18 protein-coding genes are annotated in these 20952 nt (G+C 33.3%); 7 read left to right on the top strand and 11 right to left on the bottom strand.

Going from position 1 to position 20952, the window contains the following annotated elements:
• Positions 1-23: 23 nt before the first annotated feature.
• Genes QLQ95_RS16025 through QLQ95_RS16015 form a run of 3 tightly spaced genes read right to left on the bottom strand, consistent with a single transcriptional unit; the run spans position 24 to position 4335 of the window.
• Positions 24-1310, bottom strand: coding sequence for a glycosyltransferase family 4 protein (locus QLQ95_RS16025; RefSeq protein ID WP_482500594.1), 1287 nt, complete (start codon positions 1308-1310; stop codon positions 24-26).
• 54 nt (positions 1311-1364) lie between these two features.
• Positions 1365-3992 (bottom strand): YfhO family protein, encoded by a 2628-nt coding sequence (locus tag QLQ95_RS16020; protein WP_482500592.1) that lies wholly within the window; start codon positions 3990-3992, stop codon positions 1365-1367.
• Between the two features lie 49 nt (positions 3993-4041).
• Positions 4042-4335 (bottom strand): DUF4834 family protein, encoded by a 294-nt coding sequence (locus QLQ95_RS16015; RefSeq protein ID WP_095929994.1) that lies wholly within the window; start codon positions 4333-4335, stop codon positions 4042-4044.
• Positions 4336-4458: 123 nt separating this feature from the next.
• Between QLQ95_RS16015 and QLQ95_RS16010 the strand changes: the two genes are divergently transcribed.
• Positions 4459-5427 (top strand): transporter, encoded by a 969-nt coding sequence (locus QLQ95_RS16010; protein WP_320495228.1) that lies wholly within the window; start codon positions 4459-4461, stop codon positions 5425-5427.
• A gap of 45 nt (positions 5428-5472) precedes the next feature.
• Positions 5473-6591 carry a GNAT family N-acetyltransferase gene (locus QLQ95_RS16005; protein ID WP_320495229.1) on the top strand — a complete coding sequence of 373 codons (1119 nt, stop codon included), beginning with the start codon at positions 5473-5475 and terminating at the stop codon, positions 6589-6591.
• 107 nt (positions 6592-6698) lie between these two features.
• On the opposite strand, the gene QLQ95_RS16000 is transcribed toward QLQ95_RS16005, so the two are convergent.
• Both QLQ95_RS16000 and capB read right to left on the bottom strand, forming a co-directional pair.
• A complete protein-coding gene (locus QLQ95_RS16000) occupies positions 6699-7187 on the bottom strand; it encodes a hypothetical protein (RefSeq protein WP_320495230.1) in 489 nt (162 codons plus the stop codon).
• Positions 7188-7310: 123 nt separating this feature from the next.
• The gene (gene capB, locus QLQ95_RS15995; RefSeq protein ID WP_095929960.1) at positions 7311-8570 is read right to left on the bottom strand and encodes a cysteate-C-fatty acyltransferase; all 1260 of its coding nucleotides are present in this window, start codon (positions 8568-8570) and stop codon (positions 7311-7313) included.
• Between the two features lie 258 nt (positions 8571-8828).
• Between capB and nirK the strand changes: the two genes are divergently transcribed.
• From nirK to QLQ95_RS15980, 3 genes are read left to right on the top strand one after another with little or no spacing between them, the layout of a single operon-like run.
• Positions 8829-10274, top strand: a complete 1446-nt coding sequence (nirK, locus tag QLQ95_RS15990; protein ID WP_095929959.1) for a copper-containing nitrite reductase — start codon at positions 8829-8831, stop codon at positions 10272-10274.
• Positions 10275-10290: 16 nt separating this feature from the next.
• On the top strand, positions 10291-11070 hold the full coding sequence (locus QLQ95_RS15985; RefSeq protein ID WP_095929958.1) for a formylglycine-generating enzyme family protein: 780 nt from the start codon (positions 10291-10293) through the stop codon (positions 11068-11070).
• Between the two features lie 17 nt (positions 11071-11087).
• Positions 11088-11684, top strand: coding sequence for an SCO family protein (locus QLQ95_RS15980; protein ID WP_428237619.1), 597 nt, complete (start codon positions 11088-11090; stop codon positions 11682-11684).
• A 473-nt stretch (positions 11685-12157) separates the two neighbouring features.
• Here the strand turns inward: QLQ95_RS15980 and QLQ95_RS15975 are convergent, their stop codons facing one another.
• The 5 genes from QLQ95_RS15975 to QLQ95_RS15955 all read right to left on the bottom strand — a co-directional run bounded on the left by QLQ95_RS15975 (position 12158) and on the right by QLQ95_RS15955 (position 17720).
• On the bottom strand, positions 12158-13381 hold the full coding sequence (locus QLQ95_RS15975) for a hypothetical protein (RefSeq protein WP_320495233.1): 1224 nt from the start codon (positions 13379-13381) through the stop codon (positions 12158-12160).
• 249 nt (positions 13382-13630) lie between these two features.
• Positions 13631-14362, bottom strand: a complete 732-nt coding sequence (gene ric, locus QLQ95_RS15970; RefSeq protein ID WP_095929955.1) for an iron-sulfur cluster repair di-iron protein — start codon at positions 14360-14362, stop codon at positions 13631-13633.
• A gap of 27 nt (positions 14363-14389) precedes the next feature.
• Positions 14390-16624 (bottom strand): nitric-oxide reductase large subunit, encoded by a 2235-nt coding sequence (locus tag QLQ95_RS15965; protein WP_482500588.1) that lies wholly within the window; start codon positions 16622-16624, stop codon positions 14390-14392.
• A 98-nt stretch (positions 16625-16722) separates the two neighbouring features.
• Positions 16723-17250, bottom strand: a complete 528-nt coding sequence (gene azu / locus QLQ95_RS15960) for an azurin (protein WP_095929953.1) — start codon at positions 17248-17250, stop codon at positions 16723-16725.
• A 20-nt stretch (positions 17251-17270) separates the two neighbouring features.
• Positions 17271-17720: an RrF2 family transcriptional regulator gene (locus QLQ95_RS15955; RefSeq protein WP_250835402.1), complete on the bottom strand. Its 450-nt coding sequence runs from the start codon at positions 17718-17720 to the stop codon at positions 17271-17273.
• Positions 17721-17920: 200 nt separating this feature from the next.
• Here QLQ95_RS15955 and QLQ95_RS15950 point away from each other — a divergent pair, with 200 nt between their 5' ends.
• Together QLQ95_RS15950 and QLQ95_RS15945 are read left to right on the top strand one after the other, a co-directional pair.
• Positions 17921-18700: an NYN domain-containing protein gene (locus QLQ95_RS15950; protein ID WP_320495238.1), complete on the top strand. Its 780-nt coding sequence runs from the start codon at positions 17921-17923 to the stop codon at positions 18698-18700.
• A 36-nt stretch (positions 18701-18736) separates the two neighbouring features.
• A complete protein-coding gene (locus tag QLQ95_RS15945; RefSeq protein ID WP_428237616.1) occupies positions 18737-20251 on the top strand; it encodes an FMN-binding glutamate synthase family protein in 1515 nt (504 codons plus the stop codon).
• 87 nt (positions 20252-20338) lie between these two features.
• Here the strand turns inward: QLQ95_RS15945 and QLQ95_RS15940 are convergent, their stop codons facing one another.
• Complete coding sequence (locus tag QLQ95_RS15940) at positions 20339-20731, bottom strand: hypothetical protein (protein WP_320495241.1); 393 nt, start codon at positions 20729-20731, stop codon at positions 20339-20341.
• Positions 20732-20952: the final 221 nt, after the last annotated feature.

Below are 20952 nucleotides of genomic sequence, written 5' to 3'. Positions count from 1 at the left end.
GATTGTATTTTATTTTTAAATGATTATCCTCTAATCAGCTGTGCTAATTGTTTGGTTAGGTTTTTTCTCGAATATTGCTGTAAACCAATCCCATGCGATTGTAATTTCCCCTCCAAAAACTGATTAAAAAAGTCCAAAATTACACTTTTTAATTTCGCTTTCTCAGAATAATCAAAAAATACTCCTGTATTGGTCTGCGTAACGATATCGGCAAAGTCTGAACCTTGAGGCCCGATAGCGATTATCGGACGGTTTGAGACCATATATTCGAACAATTTTCCTGGAATAATGCTTTTAGTATCTTCAGAATTAATTTCTATTAAAAGTAAAACTTGAGATTTTCGTTGATGCGAAACGGCTTCTTTGTGAGAAACGTACCCCACCAAATTCAAATAATCATTTAATTGATGTTCTTGAATAGCATCTAGAACTTCTTGACTTACTGCTCCAATTAATTTTATTTCTAAATGCGTCTTAAATTCTGGAACTTCTTGCAATAATTCAACTAAAACTTCCCATAAAAATGGTGGATTTCTATCAGATAAGAATGAACCAATATGGGCTAAAGTGAATTTAGTGTCTAGCGTCTGTTTTTCGACAGTTTCAACATCGTAACCGTTTGTGATTACCGTAATTGGCTTATCAGTAATAGCCTCAAATTCAGCTTTTGTAGTTTTACTTGTTACAATGATTTCGTCTGCAGAATTAAGCACTTTGTATTCTAAGTTTTTATGCTTTTTTTCGGCATAAGAAGATAATCTAAGCGCTTTATGATATCCAATTGTTGTCCAAGGATCACGGAAATCGGCAAACCACTTCACTTTTAATTTCTGCTGTAATTCTAAACCAATTAAGTGCAAACTGTGTGGAGGTCCAGAAGTTACAATCGTATCAATATTATTTTCCTGAATGTATTTTTCTAAATAAGAAACTGATGGTTTTACCCAAAACACACGAGCATCTGGAATAAAAAGATTTCCTCGAACCCAAAGAAATGTTTTATCCAAGAAAGTCTGTTTTTTCTTTTGTGGAAAAATTCCCGAACTGATTTTCTTGGTTTTATTTTTCGAAAAAATGGAAGCCAATTGGTAAGGCTCCCAAATTTTATTCTTTAAAACAATTACTTTATCTGATATTTCACTTACCAAACCTTCATCAACAATTGGATAAGTTGGGTTCTCTGGAACATAAACTATTGGTTGTACATCAAATTCAGGCAGATATTTTACAAATTTCAGCCAACGCTGTACTCCAGGCCCTCCCGCAGGTGGAAAATAATAGGTAATTATTAAAAGTTTTTTTTGTTCCATATTTAAATTACACAGAGATTCACAAAGTCAACACTAAGTATAGCAAAGATTTTTTTAATTATTTTGAGTATCTCTGTGACTTTTTTGCGAATCTTTGCGGTAGAATTTTTCAAAATAAATCCCTCCAACTAAAAGCAACAACATTCCAATTGAACTTATTAAAGTAATTGTTCCTCCAGTTTTAATAATCTGAGGCTCAAATTTAAATTCAATAGTGTGTTTTCCAGCAGGAACTTCCATTGCTCTTAGAACATAATCAACTGGAAAATGATCTGTTAATTTACCGTCTATATAAGCGTTCCAGCCATTTTTATAATACATTTCAGAGAAAACAGCTAAACCTTCTCCGTTATTTTCAGATTTGTATTTGATATAATTTGGCTTATAAGTAACAACTTTAATTGTTCCTGTTGTGTCAAAAGCTTTCTTTAATCTCGCGTTTTGGAATTTACTTTCATGCTCGTGAACATTGAAAACTGCTACTTTTTTAGTGTCTAAAGTATTCAACGCTTTCATTACATCATCTGGTTTATTTACCAGTTTTACTGCACCCACAAACCAAGCATTTCCGTTAGCATCTGGATTAACAGCAGGAATTTGATTTCCTTCTTTATCTGCTTGAATTACATACTTAACATTAAGCATATTAAGCACTTCAAGATTATTTTTAGCAATTTGATAATCGTACAATTGCTGCATTCTTCTTGGTCTTACAGCACTATATCCACCAATTGTTTTATGGAAATAAGAAGATCTTCCTTGTAATTGTCCCTGAAGATCAAATACACGGTAAATCGATGTGTCTTTTAAAATCTGACTGTCTGCAGGTGTTTCTTGAAATGGTGCCGCAATCTGAACTGGACTCACAAAATCTTTAGCCGAAACATATTTTTTATCCACAAAGAATAAGTCAAAAATCAATAGAATACCTATTAAAACAATTCCTAGTTGATTATTTTCCTTTATAGAAATTAATCTCCAAACAAAATAAGCTAATAAAAATGAAATTAAAGGAACAAATGCTTTTATAGTCAATAAAGTTTTTTCTCCAATCACTATAAAAACAAAGAATACTCCCAACAATGCAAGTCCTAATAATAATATATAACTTAAGAGGATAATTATTTTTTCATATTTTAAAGAGCAATATAAAAGTCCGAAAGTGATTAAAATTAAAAATCCAGATCGCAATAAATCTGCATAATACATCGTAATTCTATCTTCTTTTAAAGCATCAACGAAATCTGGCCCGTAGCTTTCTAAGAAATATTGATCGCTTGTTCCTGTAAAATGGAAGAAACTTTTTGCTATTAATAAAATAACAAGTACACCTAAACCAAAAACTCCGGTCTGAACTAATGCCTTCTGCTGTAATTTTGGTTCGTCTTTAGCTTTAAAGAATGACTGTAATCCCATAACAGCTAAAACAGGGAAACATAATTCTAAAATAACTTGAATTGAAGATACCGCTCTAAATTTATCATACAACGGAACATATTCAATAAAAAAGTTCGTCAATAAAGAGAAGTTTTTACCCCAAGAAAGCACTAAAGTAAAAAGTGCTCCGGTAAGAAAAACATATTTAATTTTTCTTTCGTCTATAAATAAAGCTAAAACTGCTAAAAAGAAAACTACAGCTCCAATATAAGCTGGTGCAGAAACGATTGGCTGATCTCCCCAATACGTTGGCATTCCAGAAACAAAATCCTGAGCTTGAGATGCAGGAACTCCTTGCTCAAGCATAAATGCATACATACGGCTGTCTGTACCCACGTTTTCGTGACTTGAACCTCCAAAAATTCTTGGTGCAATTAAATTTAAACTTTCCGCAATACCATAACTATATTCTGTAATATAATCTGTCGTCATAGAAGCAGTCGTTTCATTTTTAGATCCGTCTGGATTAAAAGTCAACTCGCTTTTATCTCTGATACTGTATTTAGCATATTCGTTGGTTGCCATTAAATTACCTGCATTGGCACCTAAGGCAAAAATCCCTGCAACTAGTAAAACTCCACAAGAAATTAAAAGTCCTTTAAAATCTTTTTCTTTGATAAAATTAAAAGCAAAATAACCTGAAAGTATCAATAAGAATATCAATAAATAATAGGTCATTTGGAAGTGATTAGCACTAATTTCAAGTGCCACAGCAAACATGGTGAGCAAACCTCCCCAAATATATTTTTTCTGAAAGACGAGTATAAATCCTGCAATTACCAAAGGCATATAAGCAATAGCGTGCGCTTTGGCATTATGCCCAACCCCTAAAATAATGATCATATAAGTGGAGAAACCAAAGGCAATTGAACCTATAAAGGCTTTCAAAGGATCTGTTTTTAAAACCAATAATAAGCCATAAAAACCAAGGAAATATAAAAATAAGTAATCTGCTGGACGCGGAAGAAAACGTAGTACGTCATCGACTTTGCCTATAAAATCGTTTGGATAATTTGCTCCGAGCTGATAGGTTGGCATACCTCCAAAAGCAGAGTTTGTCCAATAAGGTTCAGCATTTTCCGTTGCTCTAAAATCGTTTTGCTCTTTTGCCATTCCGGTGTATTGAGCAATATCAGACTGGAAGATTTGTTTTCCTTGCAGAACTGGATAAAAATAAATTAACGAAACAAAAATAAAGCCCAAGATAACAAGGGCATGCGGATAGAACTTATTTACTATTTTCAATTTTGGCTAGTTTGGGTTAAAATGAATCCTAAATTTTCAGGACACAAATCTAATCTATTTCTTCGTAATCGACATACTCTCCCACTTTTTTGGTTTCGCGCGGGTTTTTAGCATTAGCGGTATTAATGATTATTTCATCATTATTACTTGTATGTTGATTGTTCTGATACGTATTGCCTTGATTATACTGCTGTTGCTGTCTTTGAAAATTTTCACTAGCATTTTCTACCGCCTTTTTAACCAATACTGGCAAAAAGATTCTAGCTAAAAATTTAAAAATGTAATAAAAAGCTATAACCCACATGATGGTCTTAAACAAACCTGAAAATGATGCTTCTTGCATAACTATATATTTTTTTCCAAAATTAATAAATCCATTCCTTAAAAATAAAATATGAATCTTAAATAAATAATAAAATATGTACATTTGAAATGCGTTATTATTTTTTAATCCAAAAAAAATTATATGTCCAAAATTAAAAACTTACTTGCCCCGGTACTTTTTTTTATTCCACAACTGTTTTTTGCACAATATACTGATGTTATTAATTCCAACCGCCCAGGAGAAACCATGTCAGCATATGCTGTCGGAAAATCTGTAATTCAAGCTGAACTTGGTGTTTATGGAATTAAAGAAAAGCACGATTTATTAGATTATGATGCCAGCGGATTTGGTACAGATTTAACCCTAAGATATGGAGCTTTTTTAGAACAACTAGAATTTATTGTTGATTTACAATACCAAACAGAAAACTTTGACACTCCGTATACTAGCTATAAAAAGAACAATTTCAGACAAACGGTTTTAGGAGCTAAATATCTTATTTATGATCCATACAAAAACTATAAGAGAGAAGTAAACATTTACAGCTATAAAGCCAATCGTAATTTTCAATGGCGCGAATTAATTCCAGCGGTTTCGGTTTTTGCTGGAGCTAATTTTGTTGGCGCAAATAATCCTTACTATTTTTCTCCAGATGGCGAAATTTCACCTAAAGTTTCATTGATCACGCAAAACTTGTTAGGAGGCGGATCTTGGGTGTTTGTAACTAATATTTTTGCAGATTATATCAGTACAGACTATCCAAGTTACGGATATATCTTAACTTTGACGCACGGATTTAATGATAGATGGTCTGGTTTTATTGAAAACCAAGGACATAAAAGTGATTTTTATAGTGATTCAATCCTTCGTGCAGGAGCTGCTTTTTTGCTGTCTTCAAATATGCAGGTTGATGCTTCTATAAGTACTAATTTCAAAAACACCCCATCTATTGTATATGGAGGCGTTGGAGTATCATGGCGTTATGACGGATGGTACAAAGAAAAACAAATTGAAAATAAAGCCGCAGATAGAGCTAAAAAGAATCCTGACAACGAGAAAAAAGTTGATTATCAGGAAAAAGAAAGAAAACGTAAAGCAAAATACGAATAAAAACATAATAACTAGATCCTTTTTAAGGACTCTCAATACCACCTAATGATTACAATTAAAGAAGCCAAAAGCAAGAAAGAATTAACCGAATACATTAAATTTCCTTTCTCATTATACAAGGATAATCCGTATTGGGTGCCACCTATCATTTCAGACGAGTTGGAATCTTTTGATAAAACTAAAAATCCTGCGTTTGATAATGCTGAAGCTTATTTTTATCTAGCATACAGAGACAATAAAATTGTTGGACGTATTACTGCCATTATTAATTGGTCTGAAGTTAATAATCAGCACAAGAGAAAAGTTCGTTTTGGATGGTTTGATGTAATTGATGATATTGAAGTTACAAAAGCACTTCTAGAAAAAGTTTATGAATTAGGAAGAAAACACAACTTAGAGCATGCTGAAGGCCCAATGGGATTCTCAAATCTAGATAAAGTTGGTGTTCTTACCGAAGGTTATGATCAGGTTGGGACTATGATTACTTGGTATAATCATCCTTATTATGTAACTCATTTTGAACAATTAGGATTTCAGGTTGAAAAACAATATATCGAAAGTATCTTCCCTTTTTCAAACGTAAAACCAGAGTTCTTTCAGAAAGCTGTGGCTTTAATCAAAAAACGTTACGAAGTAAGATCTCTAACTTTTACCAAAACAAAAGACATTATGCCTCACGTAGACAAAATGTTTGATTTGTTTAATGAATCTTACGAAAAACTTGCTTCGTTTGTAGCGATTTCTGATATACAGAAAGAATATTTCAAAAAGAAATATATCAGTTTCATCAATCCAGAATATATTAAGTTTGTTGTTGATAAAGATGATAATTTAGTCGCTTTTAGCATTGTAATGCCAAGTTTTACAGAAGCATTGCAAAAAATAAAAGGAAAATTATTTCCGTTTGGTTTTCTACAATTGTTAAAGGCTAAAAAACACAGTAAAGATGTTGTTTTTTATTTAATTGGTGTCCATCCAGATTATCAGAACAAAGGTGTAACGGCATTAATTTTTGATGAATATTACAAAACTTTTTCAGAAAAAGGAATTAGAAATTGCATTAGAACTCCAGAATTATTAGAAAATAATGCAATCCATTTGCTTTGGAAAAACTTTGACCCTACTATTCACTGTCAGAGAAAAACTTATTTGAAGGATCTTTAATTTTAGTTTTTAGTCACGGTCACAGTTTTCAGTTTTAGAAAATTAACTATAAAAAAAATCCATTCGCCCCCAAACGAATGGATTTTTCACTTTTATAAAACACATCATTATTCTACTTTGCAATCTACTTTTACCAAACTATTTTTTGCATCAAATTTCAGTTTTGATTTATCTTTAAATGAAACCTTATCATTTGCGGTTACCACATCGCCGTACCCTTCAATAAAAGTTCCGTCTTTTTGCAGAAAAGCAACCTCTCTTACAGATGAAACTCCTTCCGAATTAAATGTATAATCAGCAATTAAAGTATCGCCTTTCATGTTCCCTATTAAGGTTCCTTCATTTTTATCTTTTCCAACCAGATTATAGCTTAGCTTTCCATTTACTTCCTGATGGGAATTAACGTTAAAACTCATCTCTATAATACTTCCGTTAAGTCGCCAAGCATAACATTGATCTCCCGCAGGCTCTACAAGTTCAGCTTCTTTTGGCGGACTTGGTGTAATTTGTACCGGCTCTATCGTCGTTGTTTCTTTTTTACAAGAAGCAAAAACTGACAGGGAAAGTACAGCTATTAGTGTTAGTACTTTTTTCATAATTCTTTATTTTTATTTTGTGATTATGATATAAAGTTACCTCAAATAAAAAAAAATCCATTCGTAGAACGAATGGATTTTTTTACATAATTCCCACTTAAGGAAATCTATTTTTATGAGAATTTACGAAACGTCAACAGTTGTACGTTCAGCAATTTCTTTATAAGTTCCGTTAACCAATTTCTCACGGATCGCTTCAAATGCTGTTAAAGTCTCTTCGATATCGGCTAAAGTGTGAGAGGCAGTTGGAATCATTCTTAACAAAATAATTCCTTTTGGAATAACTGGATAAACCACAATAGAAAGGAAAATTCCGTAATTTTCTCTTAAATCGTTTACCATTACCATTGCTTCCGGAATACTTCCTTCTAAGTAAACTGGCGTAATACAAGTATTAGTATCTCCAATGTTAAATCCTTTTTCTTTAAGACCGCTTTGCAATGCATTTACGTTTTCCCAAAGTTTGTCTTTAATTGCAGAAGATTTACGCAATAACTCTAAACGTTTTAAAGAACCAATTGTTTGAATCATTGGTAAAGCTTTAGCAAACATTTGAGAACGTAAATTATATTTCAAGTAATCAATAACTGTTTTATCAGCCGCTACGAAAGCACCGATGTTAGCCATAGATTTTGCAAAAGTAGAGAAGTAAACATCAATTTGATCTTGAACTCCTTGCTCCTCACCTGCTCCAGCACCAGTTTTACCTAAAGTACCAAAACCGTGAGCATCATCTACTAATAATCTGAAATTGTATTTTTTCTTTAATTCAGCAATTTCTTTTAATTTTCCTTGCTGTCCGCGCATTCCAAAAACACCTTCAGTAATAAATAAAATACCTCCGCCTGTTTCTTCTGCCATTTTAGTAGCACGCTGCAGGTTTTTCTCCATACTTTCCAAATCATTGTGTTTGTATGTGAAACGTTTACCCATATGCAAACGAACACCATCAATGATACAAGCATGTGAATCTACATCATAAACAATAATGTCATTTTTAGTAACCAAAGCATCAATAATAGACACCATTCCTTGGTAACCAAAATTTAATAAATAAGCAGATTCTTTCATTACGAATTCTGCTAATTCATTCTCTAATTGTTCGTGGTACGTAGTGTGTCCAGACATCATACGAGCTCCCATCGGATACGCTGCACCAAATTGAATCGCTGCATCAGTATCTGCCTGACGAACTTCTGGATGATTGGCTAAACCTAAATAATCATTTAAACTCCAGTTTAAAATATTTTTTCCGTGAAATTGCATTCTAGGACCCAACTCTCCTTCTAACTTTGGGAAAACATAATAACCTTCTGCTTGAGAAGCCCATTTTCCTAAAGGTCCTTTATTGTCCTGAATTCTTTCGAATAAATCTTTTACCATAATATATGTAGTAATTTTTTTTACTTAATCAGCGAGCAAAAATAATCATTATTAATTTAAAATGAAGAGCCTCAATTATTTTTATTAAAAAATATTCGGTCACAAAAGAAATATAAGATTTTACATCTATTTATTTAATCCCCAAAAAGTCCCTTAACTCTGTAATTGTGTAAAAACATGATTAATATCATAATAAAAGACAAAGAAGTCTTTTATTTTTGTTTAGAAATTTAACGCAAAACTAAATCTAAATATATCATGAAAAGAACTATCAAAATCTGGATTAAAACGAGCTTTCTTATCTGCACGTTATTTATGTTGCTCATTTTAGGAAGCTGCAAAAAAAATGAAGACAAGTCGTATGCAAATATTATGACTGAAGGAGAAATGGATGCCGAACTTACCGCTCCTCCTCATGTTCCTAAACCAGTCGGAAGCAGAACAGCGATGAAACTGAAACTAAACATGGAAATTAAAGAACAAGAAGGAACAATGACTGATGGAGTAAAATATACGTATTGGACATTTGGAGGTTCTGTTCCAGGAAGCTTTATTAGAACTCGTGTTGGCGATGAAGTTGAATTTCACTTAAAAAACCATCCTGATAACAAATTGCCTCACAATATCGATTTACACGCTGTAACTGGTCCAGGCGGTGGAGCAACCTCATCTCTTGTAGCTCCAGGACACGAAAAAGTATTCAGCTTTAAAGTTATAAATCCTGGATTATACGTTTATCATTGTGCTACTGCTCCTGTGGGAATGCATATTGCAAATGGTATGTACGGATTAATTTTGGTTGAACCAGAAGGCGGACTTCCTCCTGTTGATAAAGAATACTATGTAATGCAGGGTGATTTTTATACTCAAGGCGAATATGGTGCAAAAGGTCTTCAGCCGTTTGACATGAACAAAGCGGTAAAAGAAACTCCTGATTATGTTGTCTTTAATGGAAAAGTTGGTGCTTTAACAAATGGTGGTGAATTAACCGCAAAAGTAGGCGAAACTGTTCGTTTGTTTGTTGGAAATGGCGGACCTAATTTAGTTTCTTCTTTTCACGTTATTGGAGAAATATTTGACAATGTGCATGTTGAAGGAGGAAGTACAGTAAATAAAAATGTTCAGACTACTTTAATTCCTGCTGGTGGTGCGGCAATTGTAGATTTTAAAGTAGAAACTCCGGGAACTTTCATTTTAGTTGATCACTCTATTTTTAGAGCATTTAATAAAGGGGCTTTGGGAATGCTTAAAGTTGAAGGAAAAGAAAATAAAAACATTTACTCAGGAACCATTCAAGAGGGTATTTACTTGCCTGAGGGCGGAACAATACAAAAAATGCCAGGAACCTCAACTGCAAAAGTTGCAGTTCCGAAACGTACCGTTGAAGAGAAAGTTAAAATTGGTAAAGAAATCTTTGGAACAACATGTTTCGCTTGCCATCAATCTGAAGGACAAGGAATTCCAAGTACTTTTCCTCCTCTAGCAAAATCAGATTATTTAAATGCTGATTCTAAACGTGCAATTAAAACAATTCTTCATGGTTTAACTGGAGAAGTAACCGTTAACGGTAAAAAATACAACAACGTAATGCCTGCTCAGAATTTATCTGATGATGAAATCGCAAATGTATTGACTTACATTTATAATAGCTGGGGTAACAATAAAACAGAAGTCACACCAGAAATGGTTAAAGCTTTAAGATAACAGTAAAACTCCTAGAATGAAAAAATACATTTTCATACTTACAATTTTCTTTTTCTCTGCGGTTAGTGTCATGAAGGCTCAGGAAAAAGGGATGGCATTCATAAAAGAGGGATCTTATGTCCCTCTTTATGGAGCTGTTTCTCAAAAACCTGTTATAGTAAAACCTTTTTACATAGACATTTATCCTGTAACCAATAGTGAGTTTTTAGAATTCGTCAAAAAAAATCCTTCTTATCAAAAATCTAAGATTAAAGGAATTTTCGCTGATAAAAGCTATTTGTCTTATTGGACAAATGATTTTCATTTTGGAAATGCCAATCCTAAATCGCCAGTAACAAGTGTATCTTGGTTTGCAGCAAAAAAGTACTGTGAATGTCAAGGAAAACGATTAGCGACAATGGATGAATGGGAATATGTAGCAATGGCCGACACCAGAAAAATCGATGCACGGACCAAAAAAGAATTCAACGAATATATTTTGTCTTGGTATGAGAAATCGAGAACGTATGAAAATGAAATTGGAAAAACTTTTAAAAATTATTGGGGAGTTTACGATATGCACGGTTTAGTTTGGGAATGGACCTCTGATTTCAATAGTATCTTTTTATCGGGAGAATCAAGAAAAGATAAAAGCACCGATAAAAATCTTTTCTGCGGAAGCGCTTCTGTAAATGCATCCGATTTAATGGATTATGCCGCATTTATGCGCTATGCATTCAGAGGAAGCTTGAAAGCACAGTATTCTACGCGAAATCTTGGATTTAGATGTGCCAGCACGACAAAACCGAAAATCTAATTTAAAATTATTTTATAATGAAAAAAATAGCAGTTGCTTTTCTTCTCTTATTCTCGCTTTACAGTTGCAAAGAGTCTGATAAAAAAGAAGTAAAAGCAGAAACAAAAAAGGAAATCAGCGATTTATCAATTTACAATCTGCCTTCTAAATGGACAACACAAGATGGAAAAGATATTGAATTAAAATCACTTAGAGGAAATGTTTTGGTAATGGTGATGATTTATACCAGTTGCAAATCGGCTTGCCCAAGATTAGTTGCCGATATGCGGGATATAGAATCAAAACTGGAGAAAAAGACGAAACAACATGTCAAATTGATTTTGGTTAGTATTGATCCGAATACAGATACACCCGAAAGATTAAAATCGTTTGCAAGTGAAAATAAAATGAATCAAGATCCTTGGATTTTCCTTCGTTCAACTGAAGAAAACACTCGTGAATTTGCAGCTGTCTTAGCAGTAAATTACAAAAAAATTTCTCCAATAGATTTTTCGCATTCAAATATTATAAGTGTCTTTAATCCAGAAGGAGAATTGGTATTTCAACAAGAAGGTTTAGGCGTAAATAATGAAAAAACAATTGAAGCAATAAATTTGGAAGCAGGAAAAATATAGACACTCAATTTTTAAACACATAGAAACATAGATTAAAAAAATACAAAAAGATGATTTAAAAAAATCTAGATTTTTAACACATAGCTATGTGTATTTATGCAAGTGAAACGCCTTTTTTTTTAGGTTTCAAAATCTATGTTTCTATGTGTTTAAATTAAAATTTCAATAGATAAATAGGTTAATTAGTAAGAAACAAGAGTACGATTTCTATGCAGAAATTGCCTCTTGTTTTTTATTTAAAAGCTAAGTTAAGCTTCGGAGAAGCGAAATGTTTATAAAAAAATCTAAATTACCTACATAGAAAGCTCCAGCGGAGCGACATATTTATACAATCATATTAGGATTATAATTTGTTAACCTGATAAATATGTCGCTCCGCTGGAGCTTTTTGTCTTAGCCAAACGTTTTCTATAAATATTTCGCTTCTCCGAATCTTTAAAAATATGTTATAAATATATTGTCCTTTCAGGGGGTTAATTACTGTGACAATATGAATATCGCTTAATTATTGAACTCATCATTAAAACCAATCCCAAAACCAAAAGAATACTAAAAATCAAAATATTTTGAAAATATCCTGGAATACTTCCTTCTCCAAAAAAGAAAAACCAGCCTTGAAGAAATAGTAACACTTCTGTCAAAATATATCCCAAAATAAAAACCTTCACTCCTATTTTTAATAGGACAGAATTGGAAGAAAGTATTTTATTCTGAAGCAGAATTCCAAACAAAAATCCAGTTATGATTCCCAAAGTTGTTAAATGAATAAATCCAATAACAAAATTTCTAATTTGATGTGAAACTTCAGCTAAGTTTGGGAAAATAGTCAGCATTTGAATTCCAACTTTCAAAAATAAAGAACACAAAGCCAAACTATAAACCATTTTAGTCGTTTTATCTAAAGTACTTTTGAAATGATTTATTTGCGGTTGCAACATTTTATAGAAATAAATAAAAGCGCACAATTGAATTATAACTCCACAAACATTAATATAACTCAAAATATCATTTTCTATAAACCAGCGAACTGGAAAACAAAGCGTTAATAGTGTAGAAGCAATCATTAGAAAGTAAAACTTCTTAAATTTTACCTCATCAATCTTTTCTTGAAATTGTTTTAAAAACAAAGCTAAAATCGCTAAAATAAACCAGCCATTGAACTGAAAATGCAGGAAAAACTGAATGGCAATCTGATAAAATGCACTCTGTTTTCCTAAAGTGCTTACCGCAGGACCAAGACACCAAACTCCGCAAGTGGATAAAATCATAAATAGAATCGAAACCAACAAAAGTCTTTGCGATGGAGATTTATCTCTTAAACTGTCTTTCCAAACCAAACGGCAGAAAATATAACTGAGTACAATATGCATTGTCGAAAATACAATCGAAAACAACGCGTAGCCCTGAATAGGAAAAGCGATCATCATTCCGATAACAGAAAATTCAGTCAGCCAAAATAACCGATTGTAAATAGGTTTCTGCCTTTTTTCTTTCGGAATAAAAAAATGAACAATCAAAACATAAACGATCAAATAAACCCAGCCTAACATAGCAACATGTGAATGTGCGTGAAGCAAAAAACTATAGTTTAAAAAATCTAAGGGAAAGAGATACATAAAGCGCATTAATAATCCGAAAACGCAGGCAATCAGAAAATTAAAAAAACAGCAAAGTATCCAGCTCTTTTGTGAATTCATAGTTTTTTATTTTTAAACACATAGAAACTTAGATTTTGCAAATGCTTAAAAGGCGTTTCACTTGCATAAATACACATAGCTATGTGTGAAAATCTAGATTTTCTAAAATCATCTTTTTTGAGTTTTATAAATCTATGCTTCTATGTGTTTAATTTGAATTAAAAATAACATTTCTCAAAATAAAAAACACCGATAACTATCATCTTTAGATATTCTATCGGTGCTTTTTCCACTATTAAAATTAACCTTTTATTCTACTTCAACAAAGTCTTTTTCTAAAGCCACAGCTTTTGGAAACAAAATATTATTTTCCAAATGAATGTGTTTATGCAAATCTGCTTCAAATTCTTTCAGCATTGCAAAAGTTACTCTGTAAGTTGTGCAAGCATCTGCTGGCGGAGTGTAATTATCTGTCAACGCAGCTATTTCTCTAAAACGCTCGCCTTCATTATCGTGTTCATGCATCATCATCGCAATCGGATTTGAAACTGTCCCGAAAGAAGGTTGAGATAAAATTCCGTCAGATTCTTTTGTTTTCACCATTCTTTTCACAAATGGAAATAAAACCAATTCTTCTTTTTTCATGTGTTGAGATAATTCTCCTGCACAGCCAATAAACAGTTCGTTTATTTTAAATAATTCTGGATGATTTGCACCGTGCACTTTGCATAATTTATCTAAAAACGGAAGTAAAACGTTTGTTTTTTCTTCTACATAACGGTGATGCGTTTTCTCAATATAATCTGCCAATAAATCTAAGGGCCATGAATTAAAATCAATTGTTCCGCTGTTTTCTGATTGTACAACTTGCAACACATTTTCCAATAAAGTATCGGCATCAATATTTTGTTTTTCGCATACTTCAGTAACTGTTCGGTTTCCTTTGCAGCAAAAATCTATTCTATATTTTGAAAATACTGCAGCCGTTCTAAAATCTTCAGCTACAAACGATCCTATTGTTTTGTTTTTTAAATTTTCCATGATAATCAATATTATATTTTGTGTATTTTATTTTTTGTTTTTTAATGTCAGTTCAAATACAAACCAAGCCATTGTAATAAATCCGATTCCGAAAATAGAATCTCCAATAGCACGAAGCCATTTTAAAGTAATCATTGTTGGCTGCTGCATTAATTCTGATGAACGAGCGTACCACATTCCGTGATTGATGCTCTCAATTGCCTGCCAAACTCCAATTGGTAATAAACTTAGAATTGCCATTAGGAATAAACCAATATTTAGAGACCAGAAAGTAATTTTTAACAGCTTATTATTCCAGCTTACATTTCGGTATAAACTTCTTAGTACAAATAGTACCAGACCTATTCCCAGCATTCCGTACACCCCAAACAATGCGGTATGTCCGTGTAAAGGCGTTGTATTTAAGCCTTGAACATAATACAATGCAATTGGCGGATTAATAATGAATCCGAAGATTCCGGCTCCAAGGAAATTCCAAAAGGCCACAGAAATCATGAAATAAATTGGCCATTTATAATCGGCAATCCATTGCGTTGATTTTGATATTTTATAGTTTTGATATGCTTCAAATCCGATTAAAGTCAACGGAACCACTTCTAAAGCACTGAATGTTGCCCCCAAAGCCATAATTGCTGTTGGTGTTCCAGAGAAATATAAGTGATGGAATGTTCCTAAAATACCTCCAGACATGAAAATAATGGTTGCAAAAAGCACATTTAAAGTCGCCGTTTTCGTTTTTAATAATCCTAAACGAACAAACAAGAAGGCGATTACAACTGTTGCAAATACTTCAAAGAATCCTTCAACCCAAAGGTGCACTACCCACCATCTCCAATATTCTGCAATTGCTAGATTGGTTTGTCTTCCCCACATTAATCCTGCTCCGTAGAACATGGCAATTGCCGAACAAGAAACTAAGAACAAAATAATTAAGTTTTTTTCTTCTGTCTTTTTCTTTAAAACCGGAATCAAAGGACGAACCATTAAAGCCAGCCACAAGAACAATCCCACTAAAAGGAAAATCTGCCAGAAACGACCTAAATCAACATATTCGTAACCTTGATGTCCGAACCAGAAGTTTTGCACTAAATTTAGTTTTTGCATTACTCCAAACCATTGTCCAGCCATTGATCCTAAAACAATAATCAATAAAGCAATAAACAGAAAGTTGATACCAAAACACTGAAATTTAGGATCTTTACCCGAAACTGCTGGCGCAATATATAATCCTGTTGCCAACCAAGCCGTTGCAATCCAGAAAATGGCCAATTGTGTGTGCCATGTACGTGTTACAGCATAAGGCAGAATTTTGTCAATCGGAATTCCGTATAAACCATTTCCTTCCACTCCGTAATGCGCGGTAATAATTCCGAAAACCATTTGTAAAACCATCAGCAGACTCACAATCCAGAAATATTTGGTTACCAATCCCATAGATTTGGTTTTGCCCTGCTTGATAAGCGGATCTTCTTTTGGCAGCGGAAATTCTTCCTCTTCACCAGATTTTGCATGATAGAAAACTAAGATTCCAACACTTAAAATCAATAAAATAATACTTACTCCAGACCAAGCTAAAAGCTCTGTAGTAGCGGTATTTCCAACCAATTCATCTGACGGCCAGTTGTGTGTGTAAGAAATATCTCCATTAGGACGATTGGTAACTGTTGCCCAAGTTGCCCAGAAGAAAAAAGCATTCATTTTATGCATTCTTTCAACATCTTTAATAGAGTTTTTCGGAATCGCATATTCTTGTCTCAACTTATCAAATTGAGGATCATTTGTAAAAAGACCTTTATAATACTCGCTTAAATACTCAATTGCCGCTAAACGGTTTTCAGAAATGGTCAGCACTCCTGTTTCAGCATTATATCTATTGGTTCTTAAATCTTTCTGAAGACGAACTTTTAGAGCCGATTGTTTTTCGGCATCCAATTCATCATATTTTTGATTAAAATCTTTCTTTGCATAGATATCCAATATAAAAACGGCTTCTCTGTGTAGCCAATCTGCGGTCCAGTCTGGGGCCACATAGGCGCCGTGCCCCCAGATAGATCCCACTTCCTGGCCTCCTATACTTTGCCAGATATTTTGTCCGTCTTTAATTTCGCTTTCGCTAAAGACAGCTTTACCAGAATCGGTTACAATTTCTTTTGGAACTGGCGGTGCCTGCTGATAAATCTCGTAACCGTAATAACCAAGCACGGCAAATGACATACTCATTACCAATGCAAAAACTATCCATAATTTTTTTTCTCTTTTCATTTCTTTTGGGGGAAATTGATTAATAAAAGATAAAAATGTCTTTTATTTGTTTTTAAAAAAACTCCAAACCTATTTACAGCATTTGGAGTTTATGTTATTTACTCAACAATTAATACACCTTTCATCATGGCTACGTGACCAGGGAAAGAGCAAATAAATGGGTATGATCCTTTTTTATCAATTGTAAACTCGATTGTATCTTCTTCTCCACCACCAATTAATTTAGTGTGTGCAATGATCGAAGCTTTTTCAGATTCTGGAATATAATCAGTTGCTTTGGCATCATTAGCTTTTAAAGCAAAAGCAGCTTGATCTGTCCCTTCTTGTAAAATCACTAAATTGTGTCCCATTGCTTCTTTCGGAATTTTACCAACATGCTTTAAAGTCAATTTGATTGGTTTTCCAGCAACAGCTTTCAATTCACTTGTATTAAACTGCATTTGGTCATTTCCTTCAATAACTAAAACATTTTCCTCTGTCGGAGCAGCTGTTGGAGCTGGTTCACCTTCGGTAGATGTTTCGGTTGTTTCTGTTGATTCAGCTGGAGCTGTTTCTTTTTTACCACAAGAAGTAACTGCTAAAAATCCCATTAGGATTAATACTGAAATTTTGGTTTTTGTATTCATTTTTAAGATATTTAATAATATTAATTGTTCGCATTTGTCGCTTTGAGAAAGAAATCTCCCGATTTTACATCAGAAGCTAGCTGTTCTAAAGTTGTATTTTTAAGCATTTCTAACAGCAATCCTCGTATTTTCTTAAACTCGTGATGAACCGGGCAAGGATGTTCTTCTGAGCATTCTTTTAATCCAATTCCGCAGCCGCTGTAAATTTTGTTTCCATCAATAGCATCTACAATCTGAATTAATTTAATCGATTTTGCTGCCTCTGGCGAAACTTCAAATCCGCCTCCTACTCCTTTTGTCGAATTAATTATGCCGTTTTTGGTTAAAATCTGCATAATCTTGGCTGTAAAGGGTTCTGGCGAATCAATCTCTTTCGCGACATCTTTTATCCCAACTCTAATCCCTTTTGAAGATTTGGTTGCAATAAATATTGAAGCCCTTATTCCATATTCACACGCTTTTGAAAACATACATCCTTAATTAATTCCTGACAAAGATAGAAAGGTTTTATATAAAAGACAAATTTATCTTTAATTAATTTCCCTAGTATTAAATATTATTTATAATGAAACTAATTAGTACTAATAATTACACATATTCATCATTGAATTCTTATAAAACCCAATTTTAATTTTAACTTTGAGAGTATTAAATTTTAAATATTTAACAAATGCCTTTAAGCAATTCAAAAGATTTAAAACTGGCAGTCCTTATTGATGCAGACAATGTGCCCTACAGCAATGTAAAAGGCATGATGGAAGAAATTGCAAAATTGGGAACGCCCACTACGAAAAGGATTTATGCCGACTGGACAAAACCTAATGCAAATGGCTGGAAAGGTGTTTTATTAGAACATGCTATTACCCCTATTCAACAATATAGTTATACCGTTGGAAAAAATTCTTCAGATTCTGCTTTGATTATTGATGCAATGGATTTGCTTTATTCTGGAAAACTAGATGGTTTCTGTATCGTTTCTAGCGACAGCGATTTTACACGTCTTGCCATTCGCCTTCGCGAATCGGGAATGAAAGTAATTGGTATAGGAGAAAAGAAAACGCCAAACTCCTTTATTGTAGCTTGCGACCGATTTATTTATATTGAAGTTTTGGATGGTGCAACTCAAAAGAAAAAACCTAAAACTGCTGCTGCAGATACCAAAAAACCAATTGAAAAACCGGCTGAAAAAGCACTTCATAAAATTGACAAACAGACTATTGAACTGATTGAAGCTACCATCGAAGATATTGAAGATGATGATGGTTGGGCATTTTTAGGAGATGTCGGAAATCTGATTGTGAAGAAAAAACCAGAATTTGATCCTCGAAATTATGGTTTCTCTAAATTGACACCAATGCTTAAATCATTAACTGATATTTTGGAAATCGACGAAAGAGAATCAGATAAAAAAGGAATCAAACACGTTTATGTACGTTTAAGATTCAACTAATTATCGCATTTATTACCTATTTAATTTTTTAAAAACATGAGAAAAAAATTCTTTATTTACGGATTCTTATTGTTTCTAATTGTTCTTGCAATTTATTATTACACTGGACGAGGTTACTTACTCGTATTTATTATTCCGCTTTTGCTAATTGTCGGAGCTTACAATGCCTCTCAGGAAAAACACGCCATTTTAAGGAACTTTCCTGTTCTGGGTTATTTCAGATATTTATTTGAAATGATCGCACCTGAGATTCAGCAATATTTTATTGAAAGATCTACAGACGGAAAACCTTTTTCTAGAAACCAGCGCTCATTAGTTTACCAAAGAGCAAAAAATATTGATTCGAGTACTCCGTTCGGAACGCAATTAAACTTAAATACAGAAAGTTATGAAGGAATAAAACACTCTATTTTCCCTGCTAAAGTAAACGAAGAATTGCCTCGTGTTTTGGTTGGAGGAAAAGATTGTAAACAGCCTTATTCGGCTTCTTTATTTAATGTTTCCGCAATGAGTTTTGGTTCATTGAGCGAACATGCAGTTCGTGCCATCAATATTGGAGCAAAAAAAGGAAATTTCTACCAAAATACCGGAGAAGGCGGATTAACCGAATTTCATCTTGCAGGCGGCGGAGATATTACCTGGCAGATTGGAACAGGTTATTTTGGCTGTCGAGACGCCGAAGGTAATTTCAGTCCTGAAAACTTCTCAGAAAAAGCCAATCTTCCAAACGTAAAAATGATCGAGATCAAACTTTCTCAAGGTGCAAAACCAGGTCACGGAGGTGTTCTTCCGGCAAAGAAAAACACCGAACAGATTGCTAAAATTAGAGGTGTTGTACCGCACACCATGATTCTTTCTCCTCCTGGTCATCATGCTTTTTCTGATGCTAACGGACTAATTCAGTTTATTAAACAGTTACGTAATCTATCTAATGGAAAGCCTATCGGATTTAAATTATGTATTGGAAATACAGCCGAATTTGAAGCTATCTGTCAGGAAATGATTAATGAAGACACTTATCCAGATTTTATAACTGTTGACGGTGCAGAAGGCGGAACTGGTGCTGCCCCACTTGAGTTTGCAGATGGTGTCGGAATGCCTTTTGAACCTGCATTAATTTTTGTAAATAAAACCTTGGTGCGTTTAGGTATTCGCGATAAAATGCGCATTATTGGAAGCGGGAAAATTATTTCTGGATATTCTATTTTACACGCGATTGCTTTGGGTGCAGATATGTGTAACAGTGCGAGAGGATTTATGTTTTCTTTAGGCTGTATTCAGGCTCTACGCTGTCATAATAATGAATGTCCAACCGGAGTAGCAACTCAAAACAAAATGCTCATGAAAGGTTTGGTTGTTACAGATAAATCAGAAAGGGTATTTCACTTTCATAAAAATACACTTCATTCTGCAAATGAGCTCTTAGCTGCCGCTGGAAAAACATCATTTGCCGATGTTGATATCAACATTTTTATGCGTGGAGATGAGTTTACCAATTTATCTGAACTCTATTTCCCTGATAATTTGAAAAACGTTACTCAATTCTCATAAAAAAAATCCTCTTCAATTGAAGAGGATTTTTTTTATATCCTATTTTGGTTATAATTTCGCTGTTTCTTTACCTGCGCTGGTATTTCCTTATAAAGCCGCTAATTCTTCTTGATCTACTACTTCTTGGGCCAAAATAGCATTATTATAAGCTAAGAAGTAGACGTCGAACTTTACACCTTCAGCAATAAGAGAAGATGAAATTTGGTCATTCTTGATCATCTCTTTTAACAAATCTGGAAAAGATTCTTTGTAGGCTAATTTGTTTGCATCATTTTCTTCCAAATTGGTTTCAATTCTAATTTCGATTTTATTGTCATTTAGAAAAGCTTTTGCAGATGTGCTCGTAATTCCACTTCCTTTTATAGAAGAAGAATTATTGTAATTACTTACATGCTCCTGGATTTTCTGCTTGGTATTTTTACAGCTTACTAAAAATAATGCAAAAGCAATTGCAAATGCGATTTGGGTAATTTTTTTCATAATTTTTTGGTTTAATAGTTGTTTTTTAACTCAAACATAATTAATTCATAACATAAAAACAACATTCAACTACAAAAAGAACACACATAATTCTTTGAATACAAACCCATTATCTCCTCAAAAGAAAAATATTTGTAAGAATAGAAACTTTCCTTTTATACTTAACTTCTAGTATTAAACATAAAAAAGTCTCTTTAAATAAATTTCAAAGAGACTTTCAA

It is taken from the genome of Flavobacterium sp. B330r (assembly GCF_056824325.1).
This window is presented reverse-complemented; position numbering and strand designations above follow the sequence as displayed.

Excerpts from the sequence above, each read along its gene's own strand:
- QLQ95_RS16025 (WP_482500594.1), bottom strand. The coding sequence starts at position 1,310 with ATGGAACAAAAAAAACTTTTAATAATTACCTATTATTTTCCACCTGCG.
- QLQ95_RS16015 (WP_095929994.1), bottom strand. The coding sequence starts at position 4,335 with ATGCAAGAAGCATCATTTTCAGGTTTGTTTAAGACCATCATGTGGGTT.
- QLQ95_RS16010 (WP_320495228.1), top strand. The coding sequence starts at position 4,459 with ATGTCCAAAATTAAAAACTTACTTGCCCCGGTACTTTTTTTTATTCCA.
- QLQ95_RS16005 (WP_320495229.1), top strand. The coding sequence starts at position 5,473 with ATGATTACAATTAAAGAAGCCAAAAGCAAGAAAGAATTAACCGAATAC.
- QLQ95_RS16000 (WP_320495230.1), bottom strand. The coding sequence starts at position 7,187 with ATGAAAAAAGTACTAACACTAATAGCTGTACTTTCCCTGTCAGTTTTT.
- capB (WP_095929960.1), bottom strand. The coding sequence starts at position 8,570 with ATGGTAAAAGATTTATTCGAAAGAATTCAGGACAATAAAGGACCTTTA.
- nirK (WP_095929959.1), top strand. The coding sequence starts at position 8,829 with ATGAAAAGAACTATCAAAATCTGGATTAAAACGAGCTTTCTTATCTGC.
- QLQ95_RS15985 (WP_095929958.1), top strand. The coding sequence starts at position 10,291 with ATGAAAAAATACATTTTCATACTTACAATTTTCTTTTTCTCTGCGGTT.
- QLQ95_RS15980 (WP_428237619.1), top strand. The coding sequence starts at position 11,088 with ATGAAAAAAATAGCAGTTGCTTTTCTTCTCTTATTCTCGCTTTACAGT.
- QLQ95_RS15975 (WP_320495233.1), bottom strand. The coding sequence starts at position 13,381 with ATGAATTCACAAAAGAGCTGGATACTTTGCTGTTTTTTTAATTTTCTG.
- ric (WP_095929955.1), bottom strand. The coding sequence starts at position 14,362 with ATGGAAAATTTAAAAAACAAAACAATAGGATCGTTTGTAGCTGAAGAT.
- QLQ95_RS15965 (WP_482500588.1), bottom strand. The coding sequence starts at position 16,624 with ATGAAAAGAGAAAAAAAATTATGGATAGTTTTTGCATTGGTAATGAGT.
- azu (WP_095929953.1), bottom strand. The coding sequence starts at position 17,250 with ATGAATACAAAAACCAAAATTTCAGTATTAATCCTAATGGGATTTTTA.
- QLQ95_RS15955 (WP_250835402.1), bottom strand. The coding sequence starts at position 17,720 with ATGTTTTCAAAAGCGTGTGAATATGGAATAAGGGCTTCAATATTTATT.
- QLQ95_RS15950 (WP_320495238.1), top strand. The coding sequence starts at position 17,921 with ATGCCTTTAAGCAATTCAAAAGATTTAAAACTGGCAGTCCTTATTGAT.
- QLQ95_RS15945 (WP_428237616.1), top strand. The coding sequence starts at position 18,737 with ATGAGAAAAAAATTCTTTATTTACGGATTCTTATTGTTTCTAATTGTT.
- QLQ95_RS15940 (WP_320495241.1), bottom strand. The coding sequence starts at position 20,731 with ATGAAAAAAATTACCCAAATCGCATTTGCAATTGCTTTTGCATTATTT.